This window comes from Sphingomonas changnyeongensis, from assembly GCF_009913435.1.
Classification (GTDB): domain Bacteria; phylum Pseudomonadota; class Alphaproteobacteria; order Sphingomonadales; family Sphingomonadaceae; genus Sphingomonas_B; species Sphingomonas_B changnyeongensis.
In genome coordinates this window covers 2,784,292-2,799,087 of the sequence record NZ_CP047895.1, presented here as the reverse complement: position 1 = coordinate 2,799,087, position 14,796 = coordinate 2,784,292, and the positions used below count along the sequence as shown (strand labels likewise).

Annotated in this window: 15 protein-coding genes, 1 tRNA gene and 1 pseudogene; 6 read left to right on the top strand and 11 right to left on the bottom strand. The window is 59.3% G+C overall.

Annotation, left to right across the window (positions count from 1 at the left end; translation table 11 throughout):
- The first annotated feature begins 60 nt into the window (after positions 1 to 60).
- The 4 genes and pseudogenes from GVO57_RS13640 (at position 61) to GVO57_RS13625 (ending at position 2,320) form a co-directional block, all read left to right on the top strand.
- Positions 61 to 151, top strand: a tRNA-Ser gene (locus tag GVO57_RS13640).
- A gap of 153 nt (positions 152 to 304) precedes the next feature.
- Positions 305 to 1,609 (top strand): tyrosine-type recombinase/integrase, encoded by a 1,305-nt coding sequence (locus tag GVO57_RS13635; protein ID WP_160593684.1) that lies wholly within the window; start codon positions 305 to 307, stop codon positions 1,607 to 1,609.
- Positions 1,610 to 1,714: 105 nt separating this feature from the next.
- A pseudogene (locus tag GVO57_RS13630) lies at positions 1,715 to 2,074 on the top strand (transposase domain-containing protein); the annotation flags it as partial.
- A gap of 33 nt (positions 2,075 to 2,107) precedes the next feature.
- On the top strand, positions 2,108 to 2,320 hold the full coding sequence (locus GVO57_RS13625) for a conjugal transfer protein TraD (protein WP_160593683.1): 213 nt from the start codon (positions 2,108 to 2,110) through the stop codon (positions 2,318 to 2,320).
- A 19-nt stretch (positions 2,321 to 2,339) separates the two neighbouring features.
- On the opposite strand, the gene GVO57_RS13620 is transcribed toward GVO57_RS13625, so the two are convergent.
- The 9 genes from GVO57_RS13620 to GVO57_RS13580 form a co-directional block, all read right to left on the bottom strand.
- Positions 2,340 to 3,050, bottom strand: coding sequence for a M48 family metallopeptidase (locus GVO57_RS13620; RefSeq protein ID WP_201752655.1), 711 nt, complete (start codon positions 3,048 to 3,050; stop codon positions 2,340 to 2,342).
- 35 nt (positions 3,051 to 3,085) lie between these two features.
- A complete protein-coding gene (locus tag GVO57_RS13615; RefSeq protein ID WP_201752654.1) occupies positions 3,086 to 6,271 on the bottom strand; it encodes a type I restriction endonuclease subunit R in 3,186 nt (1,061 codons plus the stop codon).
- A 100-nt stretch (positions 6,272 to 6,371) separates the two neighbouring features.
- On the bottom strand, positions 6,372 to 7,712 hold the full coding sequence (locus GVO57_RS13610; protein WP_160593681.1) for an anti-phage deoxyguanosine triphosphatase: 1,341 nt from the start codon (positions 7,710 to 7,712) through the stop codon (positions 6,372 to 6,374).
- On the bottom strand, positions 7,642 to 8,766 hold the full coding sequence (locus tag GVO57_RS13605) for a DUF4917 family protein (protein ID WP_201752653.1): 1,125 nt from the start codon (positions 8,764 to 8,766) through the stop codon (positions 7,642 to 7,644). Before GVO57_RS13605 ends, GVO57_RS13610 begins: the two co-directional genes overlap by 71 nt.
- An 8-nt stretch (positions 8,767 to 8,774) precedes the next feature.
- Positions 8,775 to 9,932 carry a restriction endonuclease subunit S gene (locus GVO57_RS13600; RefSeq protein WP_233281392.1) on the bottom strand — a complete coding sequence of 386 codons (1,158 nt, stop codon included), beginning with the start codon at positions 9,930 to 9,932 and terminating at the stop codon, positions 8,775 to 8,777.
- Positions 9,933 to 9,997: 65 nt separating this feature from the next.
- On the bottom strand, positions 9,998 to 11,032 hold the full coding sequence (locus tag GVO57_RS13595) for a virulence RhuM family protein (RefSeq protein ID WP_160593679.1): 1,035 nt from the start codon (positions 11,030 to 11,032) through the stop codon (positions 9,998 to 10,000).
- Positions 11,032 to 12,540, bottom strand: coding sequence for a type I restriction-modification system subunit M (locus GVO57_RS13590; RefSeq protein WP_160593678.1), 1,509 nt, complete (start codon positions 12,538 to 12,540; stop codon positions 11,032 to 11,034). The genes GVO57_RS13595 and GVO57_RS13590 overlap by 1 nt, the downstream gene beginning before the upstream one ends.
- On the bottom strand, positions 12,537 to 13,160 hold the full coding sequence (locus GVO57_RS13585) for a restriction endonuclease subunit S (protein WP_160593677.1): 624 nt from the start codon (positions 13,158 to 13,160) through the stop codon (positions 12,537 to 12,539). Before GVO57_RS13585 ends, GVO57_RS13590 begins: the two co-directional genes overlap by 4 nt.
- A 142-nt stretch (positions 13,161 to 13,302) precedes the next feature.
- Positions 13,303 to 13,584 (bottom strand): hypothetical protein, encoded by a 282-nt coding sequence (locus tag GVO57_RS13580; protein ID WP_160593676.1) that lies wholly within the window; start codon positions 13,582 to 13,584, stop codon positions 13,303 to 13,305.
- Between GVO57_RS13580 and GVO57_RS13575 the strand changes: the two genes are divergently transcribed.
- Together GVO57_RS13575 and GVO57_RS13570 are read left to right on the top strand one after the other, a co-directional pair.
- Positions 13,583 to 13,789: a helix-turn-helix transcriptional regulator gene (locus tag GVO57_RS13575; RefSeq protein ID WP_160593675.1), complete on the top strand. Its 207-nt coding sequence runs from the start codon at positions 13,583 to 13,585 to the stop codon at positions 13,787 to 13,789. The two genes, GVO57_RS13580 and GVO57_RS13575, sit on opposite strands and share 2 nt — an antisense overlap.
- Positions 13,790 to 13,815: 26 nt before the next feature.
- The gene (locus GVO57_RS13570) at positions 13,816 to 13,977 is read left to right on the top strand and encodes a helix-turn-helix domain-containing protein (protein ID WP_160593674.1); all 162 of its coding nucleotides are present in this window, start codon (positions 13,816 to 13,818) and stop codon (positions 13,975 to 13,977) included.
- Here the strand turns inward: GVO57_RS13570 and GVO57_RS13565 are convergent.
- Positions 13,952 to 14,527 (bottom strand): tyrosine-type recombinase/integrase, encoded by a 576-nt coding sequence (locus GVO57_RS13565; RefSeq protein ID WP_233281391.1) that lies wholly within the window; start codon positions 14,525 to 14,527, stop codon positions 13,952 to 13,954. The two genes, GVO57_RS13570 and GVO57_RS13565, sit on opposite strands and share 26 nt — an antisense overlap.
- Positions 14,528 to 14,737: a hypothetical protein gene (locus GVO57_RS15680; RefSeq protein WP_407695695.1), complete on the bottom strand. Its 210-nt coding sequence runs from the start codon at positions 14,735 to 14,737 to the stop codon at positions 14,528 to 14,530.
- Between the last annotated feature and the right edge of the window lie 59 nt (positions 14,738 to 14,796).

Here is a 14,796-nt window from a genome sequence, read left to right as displayed (position 1 = left end):
GGGAAGGGCGCTTGTCTCCGCCGCCGCACAAGGCTAGGGACACCGACTTCCAGCGCATGCGGAGCGGTGGCCGAGTGGTCGAAGGCGCTCGCCTGGAAAGTGAGTATACGGCAAAACCGTATCGAGGGTTCGAATCCCTCCCGCTCCGCCACAATCCCGTCCATCGACGTCCACGGCGTTATCTAAACATCAAGAAAACTGCGCTTTTCTGCGAAGGTGCTGTCCAGCGCCTTCCGGCTGCGTGTGCCCAAATCCACGCTCCCGAAGGGGTATCCTGGGGGTATGGAAAGATGGAGTTGGGGGTATGCTGACCGACCTCGAAATCCGGAAAGCCAAGCCGCGCGACAAGGCGTACAAGCTTGCCGACAGCGGCGGGCTGTATCTCTTCGTGACCCCCAGCGGCCACAGATCATGGCGACTCAAATATCGCTTTGCCGGCAAGGAGAAGGCGCTGGTGCTTGGCACCTACCCCCAGCTCAGTCTGGCCGAAGCCCGGCTGCGCAGGGAAGCGGCCAAGAAGCAGCTGCGCGAGCACATCGATCCGGGCGTCGAGGCGAAGGTCGCGAAGCTGGTGGCAGCGACAGGGCATGAGCAGACATTCGAGGCGGTTGCGCGTGACTGGTATGCGACCCAGCTTGATCGCTGGAAGCCCGTGCACGCCCGTGACGTGATCACGAGCCTTGAGCGCGACGTGTTTCCGCATATCGGCAAGCTGCCGATGGCGCGGGTGGACGAGCAAGTCGTCCTCGCCGTGCTCGCCAAGGTCGAGAAACGCGGCGCGATCGAGACCGCCCGTCGCCTCCTCCAGCGGATCCGGGCGGTGTCCTCTTATGCCAGAGGCAGGGGGATGGTCAGCCAGCCGCTCTCGGCCGACCTCGTCAGAAGCCTGAAGCCCGTGCCGCGCGCCAAGCTGCGCCCGGCGCTGACCTCGGCCGACAAGCTCCGGCGGCTGATCGCCGATGTCGATCAGGCTGGGGCGCATCCGGTCACCAAGCTGGCATCGCGGTTCATGGCGCTGACCGCCCAGCGCCCCGGCATGATCCGGACCGCGCCGTGGAGCGAGTTCTTCAACATGGACGGCTTTGCCCGCGACGATCGGTTTGACGGGCCGATCTGGATCATCCCGGCCGACCGGATGAAGCAGGACGCAGACCTGAGGGGAGACGAAAGCTTCGCGCACCGCGTGCCCCTTTCTCCCCACGCCGTTGAAGTGCTGCAGGCGGTGCGCCAGCTGACAGGCCGAGGCCCGCTGCCCTTCTGCTCGAACCGCTCGTCGCACGTGCCGATGAGCGAGAATGCAGTGGGGTATCTGTACAACCGGCTCGGCTATCAGGGGCTCCATGTTCCCCATGGCTGGCGGGCCGCGTTCGCAACCTATTGGAACGAGCGCATCAGTGCGCTGCCGATCGACGAGGTCGGGCGGCAGACCGAACGCATGGTCGTCGACCTGATGCTCGCCCATATCCCGCAGGGGCTGTCGCCGTCAGAACTGCGCTACAATCGCGCCGCCTACATGCCGCGCCGCCTCGAGCTTGCGACCGAGTGGGCCGAGCATCTGATGAAGGGCCAGAAGAGCGCGTTCGATCTCCTCACCGGGCCGCGGCGTTAGGGCCGGAAGCGCGGTTTGGGCGGCGGTTTCTGCTCGGGTGACCGGCAGGAGATCGATGCATGCGGGAATGGCTTTAGTTTGATGTTCGGTTTGGGGCATCACCTTGGCCAACCGCCCGATATGCGTCGGCAACGGCGGCAAGACAGAGCTAGGCCACTGGTCGACGAGCTGCGCGGCACCATCGACGATGCCTTGCGTCGCCTCTCGCCCAAGTCGGCGATGGCCAAGGCGCTCGCCTATGGCCGCAAGAACTGGCTCTTCGCGGGATCGAAGGCAGGAGGCGAGCGCCCCGCCGCCATCTATTCGGTTATCGAAACGGCAAAGCTCAACGGCATCGAACCGCAGGCCTACATCGCTGACGTCATTGAGAAGATCGCCAGCGGTCGGCCAGCCTCGCGCTGGGATGAACTCATGCCGTGGAATTGGGCTGCCACCGAGCAGCCGCTTATTGCTGAGGCCGCATAACCCGCCGCCTTCAGGCCACGCTTACGAACCGACATGCGCGAATGGCAGATCAAACTGCGCGAACGCACGCGGCAACTGATCGAACTGGGCGGTCTGGTCGTGAAGGCTGGGCTGGTCGAACTTGCGGACGATGATCGCGCCACGCTCTACGGCGCGTTTCTCACGGTTGCGGCCAAGCTGCGCGGCGAGGAGCGGGAACAAGCGCTGGTGCTGTGGAAGCGGGCGTTTGAAGCGGAACGCGGCTAAGCCTTGGCATCGCTCAGCCTTAGCAATCTGTGTGCTCCGTGGCCTGCTCATTACCCACAAGAATCAATTCGGCGATAGAGTCAAGCTCCCGTTTCGCGGCCTCCCAGCCCGGCATCTGCTTGGTGAGCAAATCAAAGAATCTCTTGCTGTGGTTGTGTTCGACCAGATGGCAGAGTTCGTGGAGAATGACGTATTCAATGCAATGGCGGGGAGCCCTTATGAGCGCGGGGTTCAGGTAAATCATTCCGCCCGGCGAACAGCTACCCCATTGCGTTTTCATGCGCATAAGCTTGACCGGCGGACGCGCCTCGATCCAACTCAACCGGTCTGCGATTTCCGAAAATTTGTCGCGCAGATATTCGTTAGCTCGCGCTTCATACCATCGACCGAGTCTTCGTCTGACGGCAGCTCTGTCGGCAACTGGCAGGGTTACTTCTAGCTTGCCGCGCAAGAGCTTAACTTCGGAAGGCTGCGCATTGCTCTCGTGGACAATGAGCTTGTGCCGCCGCCCAAGATAGAAATGCGTTTCGCCGCTCACATATTCACGCGGTAGCGCCATTTTTCGCGCTGCGATTGCGGCGGTTCGATGCTGGAATATCCACCTTGCACGTCGCTGGGCCGCCGTTCTGATCTGGTCGGCGTCCTTATTCTCAGGTGCTTCAATTTCAACGTCGCCATTGGGGTAAACGTGGATGCGGATGCGACCAGTGACGGTTGCGGTCTGTCGCACCAGGCACGATACTTCTTGATCACCGTATCGGACAATCATGCCTTCACGCCATTCCCACGAGCAAGCCCGACACGGGTGACCTCGACGACCTTGTCGGTAATGACTTTGGCTTTGTCCAAGCCGGTCAATCCGAAAAGACGCGGCAATATGGCCTTGCGGATGGCCGCTTCAATGTTTGCTGGATTCAGTGAATTTTCCGCGATGGCGCTTTCGACGAATCTCTCCATATCCAGCGCCGCCCGGATAAACTCCTCCTGCTCATTTCCGTTTGCGACCGCGTCGCTCATCTCCAGCCGGATGATCCCGAAATAGGCACTGGCGTGGCGGTGACCTTCGAGGCCTTTGGGCAGATCGTCGACCGTCTTGGCCGCGAGCTTTTCCTCCAAATCCTTGAACAGGACATACTGCTTGTAGGGGTGATCGAACAGCGCGGAAGCCTCCGCAATGGCCCGTCTGAGAAGGTCGGAGAAAAACAGCTGCGCGTAGGGATCGTCGGCCAATTCCTGCTCGATCGTCTTGCGCACTCTGGATCGGATAATATCCGTTTCGTTGCGCGTTTTCTCGGCTGACCAGGTTTCAGCAGCTTGCTGATTGCCAAGCTCATTAACGATCAAAACCCCGTCAACATTCTCGACATCCTCGCCCACGACATAGCGATCGATCAGTCTCCTGATCTGATCCTCGTACGCGCCGTAATCGACGGTTTCCTGCGCATCCTGCTTTACGATTTTGCGCAGGTTGGCGAAGAATTTGAGGTCGCGCTTGTATTCCGCAATCTGTGCTTCGGTGATCGACGTTTCCTCGAAGAATGAACGCGATCCTAGCGCGATCTTGATGCACATGCCGTAGGCTGTTAGGGCCTCGTAGAAATCTTCCCTGATCTTCTGGTTCAGGTCGATAGATGTTCCGTCCTCGCTCTCACGGGTCTGTGGCACCAATAGCTGCCGGTACTGCTCGATATCGGCCCTGTTCTTGACTGGCTTGAATATCCTCCAAAGCTCGGCGTGGAGGGAGGGCAATCGTTTATACTCGGTGCTGACATCCGCATAGAGTTCGTCAATGTCGTCGAGATCGAAACCACCCTGCGTGCGTTCTGCCAGGTCCTGATATTCGGTCAGCGCTGTATCCAGTGCCTTCAGAATGCCCCGATAATCGATGAGCAAACCATATTTCTTCCGCTCATGCAGCCGGTTCACGCGGGCAATGGCCTGGATCAGATTGTGCTGTTCGAGCTTCTTGTCGATGTAGAGGACGGCGTTGCGCGGCTCATCGAATCCGGTGAGCAGCTTGTCGACCACGATCAGGATGTCGGGTCGGCCCTCGGTCGAGAAATCCTCGATCACTTGGCGCTCGTAATCCTCGGCATCCCCTCTGACGTTTTCCTTCCACCATTGCAGCACCTCGGGCAGTTCTGCCTCATCGACTTCCGAATGGCCTTCGCGCGTGTCTGGGGGGGAAATGACGATGGCGCTGCTGACTAGGCCGGTTGCATCCAATGCCTTCTTGTAGCGGATGGCTGAGCGCTTGGAATCGGTCGCCAGCTGACCCTTCAGGCCGAGATCGAGATCCTTGAAGTTTTCCTTGAAGTGGGTTGCGATATCGAGTGCGATCAGATTGATCCGGTCGCCAGAGCCATAGACCGCGCCCTTCGTCCCGAACTTCTTCTTTAGGTCGCCCTTCTGCTCATCGGAGAGGCCAGCGGTGACCTTCTCAAACCAGTTGTCGATCGCCCGCTCGTTCACGTCGAGGATCGGCTTGCGCTCCTCGTAGAGCAGTGGCGTCACTGTACCGTCCGAAACGGCGTCCTTCATCGTGTAGGCGTGGACGATCCGCCCGAACTTGTTGGCCGTCTTGTCGTCCTTCAGGAGCGGCGTGCCGGTGAACGCAACATAGGCGGCGTTTGGCAGCGCCTTGCGCATCCGTTCATGGTTCTCGCCGCCCTGGCTGCGGTGCCCTTCATCGACCAGCACGATCATGTCAGCACTGTCGTTCCGGCATTCCGGGTAGCGCGCCGCGCTGCCGAACTTGTTGATGATCGTGAAGATGATCCGCTCGGTTCCCTGGCCGATGCGCTTTGCAAGGTCGCGGCCCGATTGCGCCTTGGCCCTCCCCGCATCCTTGGAGCCGATGTCCGAGCCGAAAGCGCCGCCGGTCAGGAAGTTGCCTGCCAGTTGCTTCTCTAAGTCGCGCCGGTCAGTTACGACGACCAGGCGGCACGCCTTAAGCTTCTCGTGCAGCAGCAGCGCCTTGCACAGCATCACCATCGTGAAGCTCTTGCCTGATCCGGTAGTGTGCCAAATTACCCCGCCTTCGCGCGCGCCACCGGGTTTGACCCGACTGATCTGGTCAAGCAGTGCGCGGATGCCGAAAAACTGCTGGTGGCGGGCGACGATCTTGTCGATCTTGCGGTCAAACAGGACGTAGGAACGCACGAATTCCAGCAGGCGCTCCGGCTTGCAAAGGCCGATCAGAAGACGGTCCTGCGCGGTCACCTCCTGCTCGTCGCTCCACAGGTGCTGGAAGTGATCCCAAACCTCGCGGACATGGTTTTTCAGGATCGCCGCGCGCGGATCGGTCTCTTTCGCCGCGTTCTTGATCTGGCGGAAGTGGTCCTCGGAAAACTCCTCCTCGCGCCATTGCGCCCAGAATTTGCGCGGGGTCCTAGTGGTTCCATAGCGGCCATCGGTCATGCCGATAGACATCAGGAGTTGGGCGTAAGCGAACAGGTGCGGAATTTCCTCCTGCCCCTGGTTGCGGATCGTCTGGCTGATCCCTTCGTCGACCATCGACTTGTTGGGATTGCCACTGTCAGGCCGCTTGGCTTCGATCACCAGCAGCGGGATGCCGTTGACGAAGCCAACGATATCAGGGCGCCGCGTGTGGGTGCCCGGCACGGTGAGCACCTCCATCTCATCACTGACAACAAAGCTGTTCGCCAGCGGGTGCGCCCAATCAATGATCGGCACGGTCACGCTGTGTTTCTTGCCATCGACGAATTCGGTGACCGTGATACCCAGCGTGATGGCGTTGTAGAGCTTCTCGTTGGCGGTGATCAGCCCTTCGTTAAGCGCGGGCGAAGTCAGCTCGCGGACGATCTGGTCGATCGCATTGGTCGAAAGCGGGTAGGTCCGCCCTTTGTAGTCGAAGGTCCGCCGCCGAAGCTGCTCGACCAGCACATCGCGCAGCACCACCCCTGATTGCCGCCGCGCGCGGCGAGACAATCCTCTGGCGAGAGGTAATCCCAGCCCAGCGAAACCAGCGTAGCAAGCGCTGGAATGTGGGAACTGTAGAGCTCGGCGGTGTTGGGGGTGATGCTCATGGTCAGAGCTTGTCGAACACCGAACCGATCCGGGGTGCGAATAGCCGTTCATATGTCCTCAGAAGGTAGGTGTCCGTCATCCCGGCGACGTAGTCGCAAATGTCCCGCAAAGGATCGTCGCTTCGCTTATATTTGCTGTAGATATCGGGTGGAAGGAAGCTTTTTGGATCAGACTTCAGGACCTCGAATACAGAAATGACCATCATCTGACCCTTGAATTCCAGATGCTGGACACTCGGGCTAAAGATAACTTCCTCGCGAATGAAATCCTTCACTGCCTCGACAAACCGCGCCACCAGCTCTGGCAGTCGAGCGCGATATCGCAGACGCGGTTCCTCGAACTCAGCTAAATCTTCAATCTCAACGCTGGTGATAACGAAATTCAGAATTCGATTGATCTGATGTTTCCGCTCGGCGCCGTCCGCGAAAAGTCGTTCAACCAATCCACTGTATACATCGTTGCCGTACTTCCCGGCATAGTTGCTGTTCAGATAATCCAGCAGTCCCTCGCACTTCTTTGGAGTGACGTGCCGCCGAAACCCATCTTGGTCGACGAGGCGAAGCGCCAAGGCGTCTTCCATGTCATGGATGCCGAAGCTGATATCGTCGGCAAGGTCCATAATGCTGCAAGCAAAGGATTTGTGTCGGGCCTTGGCATGCTTGCCCTCCTTCAATTCGAAAGACTGAAACGTCTCTCTGTCAGTCCCTGAGAGAGGTTGAAGCAGCCATTCAACCACATCTTTTTCGGTATCCATGTAGCACTTTGGCGGCTTTGAAGCCTCGCGATCCAGCAGCGGGGTACCGCTGGTTTCGGGCAGCATTCGTGGAGCCTTGGCCGGATTGGCGACATCACTAAATGCGACCGGATACTTCAGCACACCAAGCAGGGCCTCACGGCAGAGATCGGCACCATCTGCTTCAGAGAACTTCTCCAGCTTCGAGAGGATGCGGAGTGTCTGCCCATTGCCTTCAAAGCCACCGGCTTCACGCATGCAGTAGTTAAGCGCGACCTCTCCTCCATGACCAAATGGTGGATGCCCAAGATCGTGGGTGCAGGCGATCGCTTGCAGCATGCTACGTTCGGGTATGAACTTGATAGCGTCATGGTCCGGGAAGCTTTGACGAAGTTGGGCACCAAGACCACCAGCGATCTGCGCCACTTCAAGTGAGTGAGTCAGCCGTGTGCGGTAAAAATCACTATCGCCGAGATTCAGAATTTGGGTCTTGCCCTGAAGGCGACGAAATGAGCCGGAGTGGATAACGCGCGCGTAATCAATGTCGCCGGGTGTGCGAGCGTCTTGTGGCTTCTTGGTCCAACCGGACTTGCGTTCTTGCCATATCATTCTCACGCCCCCAGACGTTGGCAGAGGCTGCGTCGTAGAAGGCGACCTCAAGCGGTGATTTGTGATGCCGTGCAGCGGCCAACGCGTTTGCCCTTGCCATGATCCGCTGGTTATCCGGCGCAAGTGGATCGCCGTAGATGCCAACGTACAGCTTCGGAAATCTGCCGCGAGCCAATCGGTTCAGGATATGGTCGTCGTTCTCGGCGAGCGAGTGGCCGAAGATGAAAAAGCAGTGCCTTCCCTGTTTCACGTTTGCTGTCAGCTGTTTGAAGCCTTGGTAGAGATAGGCGTTGTGGCGGATTTTCGCCTTCTTCTTCGCGCTCGTCCCTTCCGCAACGAATAGCGGATAGGCATCGGCGGCAATCGCGGCACGGGCCTGTTCGACCAGCGGAACACCTTTCCTGATCCAGGTGTATTTCTTCAGCTCGGCCCCAGAATCGAAGAGGTGAAGTGCGCCGTGCAGGAAGTGCACTCTGGCATCATGTGCGCCGGTTTCGCCCTGCCAGACAACGTAGTCGGCGTCCGGATCGTCCTCATCATTTCCGAAGCCGTCGTTCGTCGCCAAGGGGATCGGCTCATCGAACGGCATGTCGTCATGCATCAGCGTCCAGTAGAGCAGCAGGTCGTAGTTGAGCGTGAAAACCTGTCCGTCGCTCGCCAAGAAATGCGACAGGAACTGCCGACACGCCCAGAACTTCTGATCGGGAATGTCCGGTGGGATGTGCGGGTGGTTGCCTGCGATGGTCTCGACCAAGATTTCCTTCAGGGCAGTCGCGTGCTCAAGCATCTTGGCGATGGCGGCGGCTCCGTGTGGAACATAGGCAGGCAGAATTCGTGCGGCATTTTCCAACGCACGGATTGCCGCTTCGAAATCCTGGGTCCCGAGGGCTTCAAAAACGGCGACGACTTCCGGCACCTGGCTGAAGTCAGCTTGAGCGAACAGAGAGCCATAGTGGAATATATCGGCCCGGCAGGCGATGCTGAAGCCGTTGCCAAGTAGCAGGTGCCGCTTTGAAAACTGGTTCGAGTCGGCAATCGCCTGAGCGAAGGTCATCAATGGCATCAGGCCACCTCGCTTTCCGGGAGTTTGACCCGCCGTTTGCCGGTGAGCAGTTGCTGCATCAGCGCGGCCTTTTCCTGGCGGAGGGCGGTGAGTTGGGCTTGGTAGGATTGCTCTTCGGCCTCTGCTGCGTTGATGACTTTCGCGATGGCGGCTTGCTCGTCCGGCTGCGGGATGTGGAGCGAGGTCTCGAAGAACTCTACGACGCTGACGTTGAGCAAGCCATGGTTGCGCGCGCCTTCCTGCGCGATTGCCGCGATCTCGCGGTTGAAGAGGCCTGCTTCGAAATAGTGCCGGAAGAAATCGTGATCGCAACCACGCCGGGTCAGACGAAAGCAGATATAGAGGCTGGAAACGATGCCGCTGTCGTAGCGGTCGAGCGGCTTGATCGCGCCCATCGGATAGCCGTCGGAATAGCTTTTGTTGTAGGCGAAGTCGCCGCGCTGGAGCAGCGTGTAGCCCCGGACATCATCGCTCGCGACGCTCTTGTTGAAGTACTCCACCTGGCTGATGAGGCCATGCTGGGCCGAGATGGTGAGCACGTTCGTATTGCCTTCGGCGTTCTTGGTTTTCACCCGGTCGAACACATCCGCGAAGGCAGCCCATGCCCACGGCTCGGAGAAGCCGGGCAAGCGTCTTTTGCCACTCAGAAGCTGCTGCATCAGAGCCTGCTTTTGCGCGCGGGCGTTGGCGATCAGCGCCTCGACCGTGTCGATGGCCCGGTCCCAGGTTTGCAACGTTTCGGCAATGCGTTTTTGTTCCGAAATTGGTGGCAGCAAGACCGGCGCTTTTCGCAGCGTCGCGATGGAAATCTCCTGAAGTGCCGATCCGTTGGCCTGCCGATTGATCAAACTCTTGAACTCAGGGCCATTCAGGGATTGGAGAAGGAAATCTGAAGTGACAGTACCTGCCTTGGGAGAGATTCTCGCGATGCCCCTCGTCAGGTTGCATCCTTCAAGCTCCCGCGTCGCTTGTGCCGTCTGGCCGATAATGCCTCGTAGTGCGATCATTAGATCGCCTGTTTTCAAGACTGTTCGGCTGTATGCAGCGCTAATTTCGTGGCTAGTAGTGATCATCGAATCCCGTTTGAGATCACGACTGGCAATATCGACCACGCGCACGCACGGGACGCCGCCTTCAACTGGATCGCCCGTCTGCACCACACCATAAGAAACCGGGACCGAAGACACCCCGGCTATTGTCGTGCGGATCCACCCCTCAGGCATCATTTCGCACCGCTCTTGCCCTTGACGGGCTTGTCAGCGGCGAGCTTCTTCACCTTGGCGGTGGCCTCGATGAAATGCTGCTCGACCGCGCTCGGCGCATTGATCGCGCGGCTGTGCCAGCGGTCATATTCGGCATCGACATGGCGCTGCGCCTGTTTGGCGGTAACCCGGCCTGCGCCATCGAGCAGCGGGTGATCGCCCAGCTTGAGGAAGTCGTCCAGCTTGGCGATCCAGTCGGCCATATGCATCGGCTTGCGGTTCTTCGCCATCGCCTCGGCAAATTCCAGGAAGGCGACGGTGATGCGGTTCAGCGTCTCCATCTCCTCATCCTGCAGATAATTCTTGGCAATCTGCGCGTCCTGCTTGGTGGGCAGGCGCCCCCGCTTCTCGCCGGGCCAGCTGGTCAGCCCCATCATCGGTTTGGCGGCATCAGCCCGCGCCAGCTTGGTTTCCGCCGCCGTCTGGCCGTGGGCGGCATGGTGCATCTTGTTCTGCACCGTCTGGAAGAACTGCTGGCTCGCCTCTGCCCTGGGGTCATAGTCCACGGCGGTGGCGTAGATATCGAGCACCTTCTTGTAGAACAGCTTTTCCGACGCGCGGATATCGCGGATGCGGGCGAGCAGCTCTTCGAAATAGTCGTTGTCCGGCTCCTTCAGCCGGGCGTCGTCCATGACGAAGCCCTTGACCAGATATTCGCTCAGCGCCTCCGAAGCCCAGCGCCGGAACTGCATGCCCCGCAGCGACCGCACGCGGAAGCCCACCGCGAGGATCATTTGCAGGTTGTACAGCAAAATCTGGCGGGAAACCTTGCGTTTCCCTTCGGTTTGAACTGTCAAGTTTTCTTTGACAGTTGCCGCTTCCTCCAGCTCGCCCTCCTCCAGAATGTTCCGGACGTGAAGGCTGATGCTCTGCTTTGTGGTCTGGAACAGCTCGGCCATTTCGGCCTGGCTCAGCCAAACGCTGCCGTCGCTCGCCTGAAGGCGGATGACGGTGACACCGTCTTCCGTCTGGTACTGGATGATCTCGCCCGCCATCAGTAGCCAAGCTCCTTCAGGTAGCCGTCCATCTTCACCTCCAGCGCGGCAAGTTCAGCCTTCAGCTTCAGCCGCTCGGCGCGGACCGCGACCAGGTCGATTTCTTCCTCGTCCTCGAAGGTGTCGACATAGCGCGGGATGTTGAGGTTGTAGTCGTTCTCGGCCAGTTCATCGGGCGTGGCGAGATAGGCGTATTTATCGACGCTCTCGCGTTTGCGATAGGTTTCGACGATCTTCGCCAGATGGTTTGCATCAAGCTGGTTCTGGTTCTTGCCCGCTTTGAACTCGCGGCTGGCATCGATGAACAACACCTTGTCGTCCGTCTTGGTCTTGCGGAAGATGAGGACGCAAGCCGGGATGCCGGTGCCGTAAAACAGCTTTTCCGGCAGGCCGATCACGGCTTCGAGCAGGTTTTCCTCGATCAGCTTCCGCCGGATCGTGCCCTCGCTCGATCCCCGGAACAGCACGCCGTGCGGCGCGACCACGGCCATGCGCCCGGTCCTCGGCTTCATCGTCTCGATCATGTGGAGGATGAACGCATAGTCACCCTTGGTCTTGGGCGGCAGTCCGCGACGGAAGCGCCCGAACCGGTCGTTCTCCGCCGTGTCGATGCCCCACTTGTCCAAGCTGAAGGGCGGGTTGGCGACGACCACGTCAAAGTGCTTCAGCCGATCATCGGCATCCAGCAGCTTGGGGTTGCGGATGGTGTCGCCCCATTCGATGCGGTGGTTGTCCTCGCCGTGGAGGAACATGTTCATCTTGGCGAGGGCCCAGGTGCTGCCGATCGACTCCTGCCCATATAGTGCATAGCGCTTCGATCCGCCGAACTTGGCCTGCACGCGGCGTCCGCACTTCATGAGAAGCGAGCCGGAACCGCAGGTGGGGTCACAGGCTTCCTCGCCTTCGGCCATGTCCATGATCTCGGCCATCAGCTCGGAGACTTCCGGCGGCGTATAGAATTCGCCCGCCTTGCGGCCTGCATCGGCAGCGAAGTTCTTGATAAGGAATTCGTAGGCGTTGCCGATCACGTCGAGATTGCCGATGCGCGACGGGCGCATGTTCAACTCGGGACGCGAGAAGTCTTCCAGCAGGTGGCGCAGAATGTCGTTCTTCTGCTTCTCCTCACCCAGCTTGTTGGAGTTGAAGCTGATGTCCTGGAACACGTCGCGCAACTTACCGACGTTCGCCTCTTCAATGGCGTGGAGCGCCTTGTCGATCCGCTCACCGTTTCCCGGCTCGTGCCGCGCCTTGTATAGCGTGGTGAAGTTGGCGGATTCCGGCAGGACGAAGCGTTCGTTCGTCATCAGCTCCGCAATCAGCTCGGGCGTGTCACCATACTGCTTCTTGTATTCGTCGTAGTGGTCCTGCCACACGTCCGACAGGTACTTGAGGAACAGCATGGTGAGGACATAGTCCTTGTAGACGTCAGCCGAGACCGTCCCGCGGAAGGTGTCGCAGGCAGCCCAAACAGCCTTGTTCACTTCGTCCTGTTTGATCTGGTCGTTCATGATGCTCTCTGTTCGTGTCGGATTGACGAAGCTGCCAGCAAACGTTTTGCAATGGCGGCCATTTCGGCCGTTCTATTTTCAATAAGCCGAGTAAGGGTCGCGCGTTCAGCCTTCGCTGCTGCGTCCAGTTCGACAATGCGCTGCTGCTCGGCCAGCGGCGGAACCACTATCGGCAACTGCTCGACAACTTCACGCTTCAGATTCAGGATGTAGGAGCCAGTAGCACCAGCAGCGAAGTGGTCCTGGGCTGGCTTCTGGTTCAACTGCCAGGCAAGGAAATCCGGCAGGATTGCTTGCCGCTTGGTCCGAATGACAAAGAAGTGGGGAGAGCAAACAACCTGTTCCTGCCGTCCCTCCAGGCAGTACGCGGTATAGCGCCCGCCTCGCGTCGAAAGGATTACGTCCCCGTCGGCGAGAAACGCCTTTGCGCTGACGCGAGGTAGCGCCACTCGCGAAAGGTTGGGCCAGTCAATGCCATTAGCAGGGTCAGCGTTGCGCATCTGGATGACAGCAACCTCACCGTCGGGCAGCTCGTCAACCTTGCCACGAAACGGGTATCCCGCCGAGATCGTGGCAATCCTGGCCAACCAATTCGAATCATTTGCATCAACGGCTTTCATGCGCGTCATATCGCCCGCGTCGGCATTGGTGTCAACCCATCATATGCATCAATCTCTTTGCTGCAAAAGGCCGGGCCTCATCTTCTCTTCGTGTCCCATCTTTCCGTGTCGATGTTTTGCGCGATTCGCGCGCAATAAGTCGTCATACTTGGCACGAAATGCCGCCTCTTTCGCGCAAAGTATCGGCCCGGACACAAATAACAGCGTAGCTCGGAACATTTTCCGCCGCCCACAGCGCGATTACCCTGGCGTCCAAATCCGTCTCTAGCCTTTCGTAGCCGTCTCTATCCTTGGCTTTGTCTTTATAGTCGCCTGTTCGATGGCCTTCGCTGACCACGAATTGGCCTTGCATCCGGCGGTTGGGCAAACAAATCTTGCACTCAGAGGGTGCCAGAAACGACCAGCGAATGAAAATCTGTACCATGTCCGGCACCGACAAAATCATCCGCCTAAAAACCGTTCTCGCCCGCACCGGGCTGTCCCGCTCCACCATGTATCGCAAGATCGCCGAGGGAACTTTTCCATCCCAAGTGAAGATCAGCATTCACGGCGCAGGCTGGCGAGAGTCTGCGGTCAACCGTTGGATCGACGATCCGGTCTCGTGTCGCAACGAAGGTGCAGGGCAGTGACAGCGCCGGTTGCCGAACCAATCTGCATGAGGGTCAACGAGGCCGCACGCGTGATCGGCGTCGGGCGAACCAAGCTGTATGCGCTGACCGCTACCGGTGATGTCGAAGCGGTAAAGCTCGGCAAATCGACACGCATAGTTACCGCCAGCCTTCACCGCCTGATTATGCGGCAGCGCGAACCGGAATAGGTTCGCCTGCCGCCTCGGCTGTGTCGATGCTGGCAATAGCCTTTCCGGCGTCAAGGAACTCAGCCCAACGCGCCATCAGATCGCGCCGCTTGTCGAAAAAGTCTGTCCGCCGATAGGCGGCTTCGACCTGATTGCTCAGCTTGTGCGCCAATGCCTTGTCGGCAACCTCCTTCGGGAAATCCGTCTTCTCCGCTGCCCAAGCTGTGACGGAAGAGCGGAAGCCGTGAACCGTTGCTCCGGTGATCCCGTCGTTGCGGAGCAATTTGGTCATGGTCATGTCGCTGATCGGCTTTTCGCCGTCTGCCGAAAACACCAACCCGTCATCGCTGGTCCGTTCATCCCACCGCTTGCGCAGCAACGCGACGGCGGGCGGCGACAGCGGCACGACATGGGTTTCACGCGCTTTCATGCGCTCGCCGGGGATTGTCCAAATGGCCTTGTCGAGGTCGGATTCGTTCCAAACCGCGAAGCGCGTCTCGTTAGAGCGCACAGCGTTGTAGATCGTGGAGCGAAGTGCATCTCTGCCGGTCGTAGGCGAAGCTGCTGCCAATTAGGCCAAAAGTGCTCGCACCTCGACAAACGGCATCGCTTCAAGGTGCACCGCTTTCGCTGTCTGGCGCGGAAGGCCCTTTCGCACCGAACGCAGGGAAACCTCCTCGGCTCGCCAGCCCTTGATATGGGCGAAGTCAAGCACCGCGACTATGCGTTGTAGCAGGCGACGTGCCGTTTCCGGTATTTCCAGCCAAATGGGTGACAGCACGGTGACAACGCAGGCGCTGAGCGACGGTCGCTGACCGCGCACGGGATGTAACAATTCGC

Coding starts and splice junctions, on each gene's coding strand:
- GVO57_RS13575 (WP_160593675.1), top strand. CDS start 13,583: ATGTCCGGCACCGACAAAATCATCCGCCTAAAAACCGTTCTCGCCCGC.
- GVO57_RS13570 (WP_160593674.1), top strand. CDS start 13,816: ATGAGGGTCAACGAGGCCGCACGCGTGATCGGCGTCGGGCGAACCAAG.
- GVO57_RS13590 (WP_160593678.1), bottom strand. CDS start 12,540: ATGAACGACCAGATCAAACAGGACGAAGTGAACAAGGCTGTTTGGGCT.
- GVO57_RS13610 (WP_160593681.1), bottom strand. CDS start 7,712: ATGATATGGCAAGAACGCAAGTCCGGTTGGACCAAGAAGCCACAAGAC.
- GVO57_RS13595 (WP_160593679.1), bottom strand. CDS start 11,032: ATGGCGGGCGAGATCATCCAGTACCAGACGGAAGACGGTGTCACCGTC.
- GVO57_RS13635 (WP_160593684.1), top strand. CDS start 305: ATGCTGACCGACCTCGAAATCCGGAAAGCCAAGCCGCGCGACAAGGCG.
- GVO57_RS13585 (WP_160593677.1), bottom strand. CDS start 13,160: ATGAAAGCCGTTGATGCAAATGATTCGAATTGGTTGGCCAGGATTGCC.
- GVO57_RS13625 (WP_160593683.1), top strand. CDS start 2,108: ATGCGCGAATGGCAGATCAAACTGCGCGAACGCACGCGGCAACTGATC.
- GVO57_RS13605 (WP_201752653.1), bottom strand. CDS start 8,766: ATGACCTTCGCTCAGGCGATTGCCGACTCGAACCAGTTTTCAAAGCGG.
- GVO57_RS13580 (WP_160593676.1), bottom strand. CDS start 13,584: ATGGTACAGATTTTCATTCGCTGGTCGTTTCTGGCACCCTCTGAGTGC.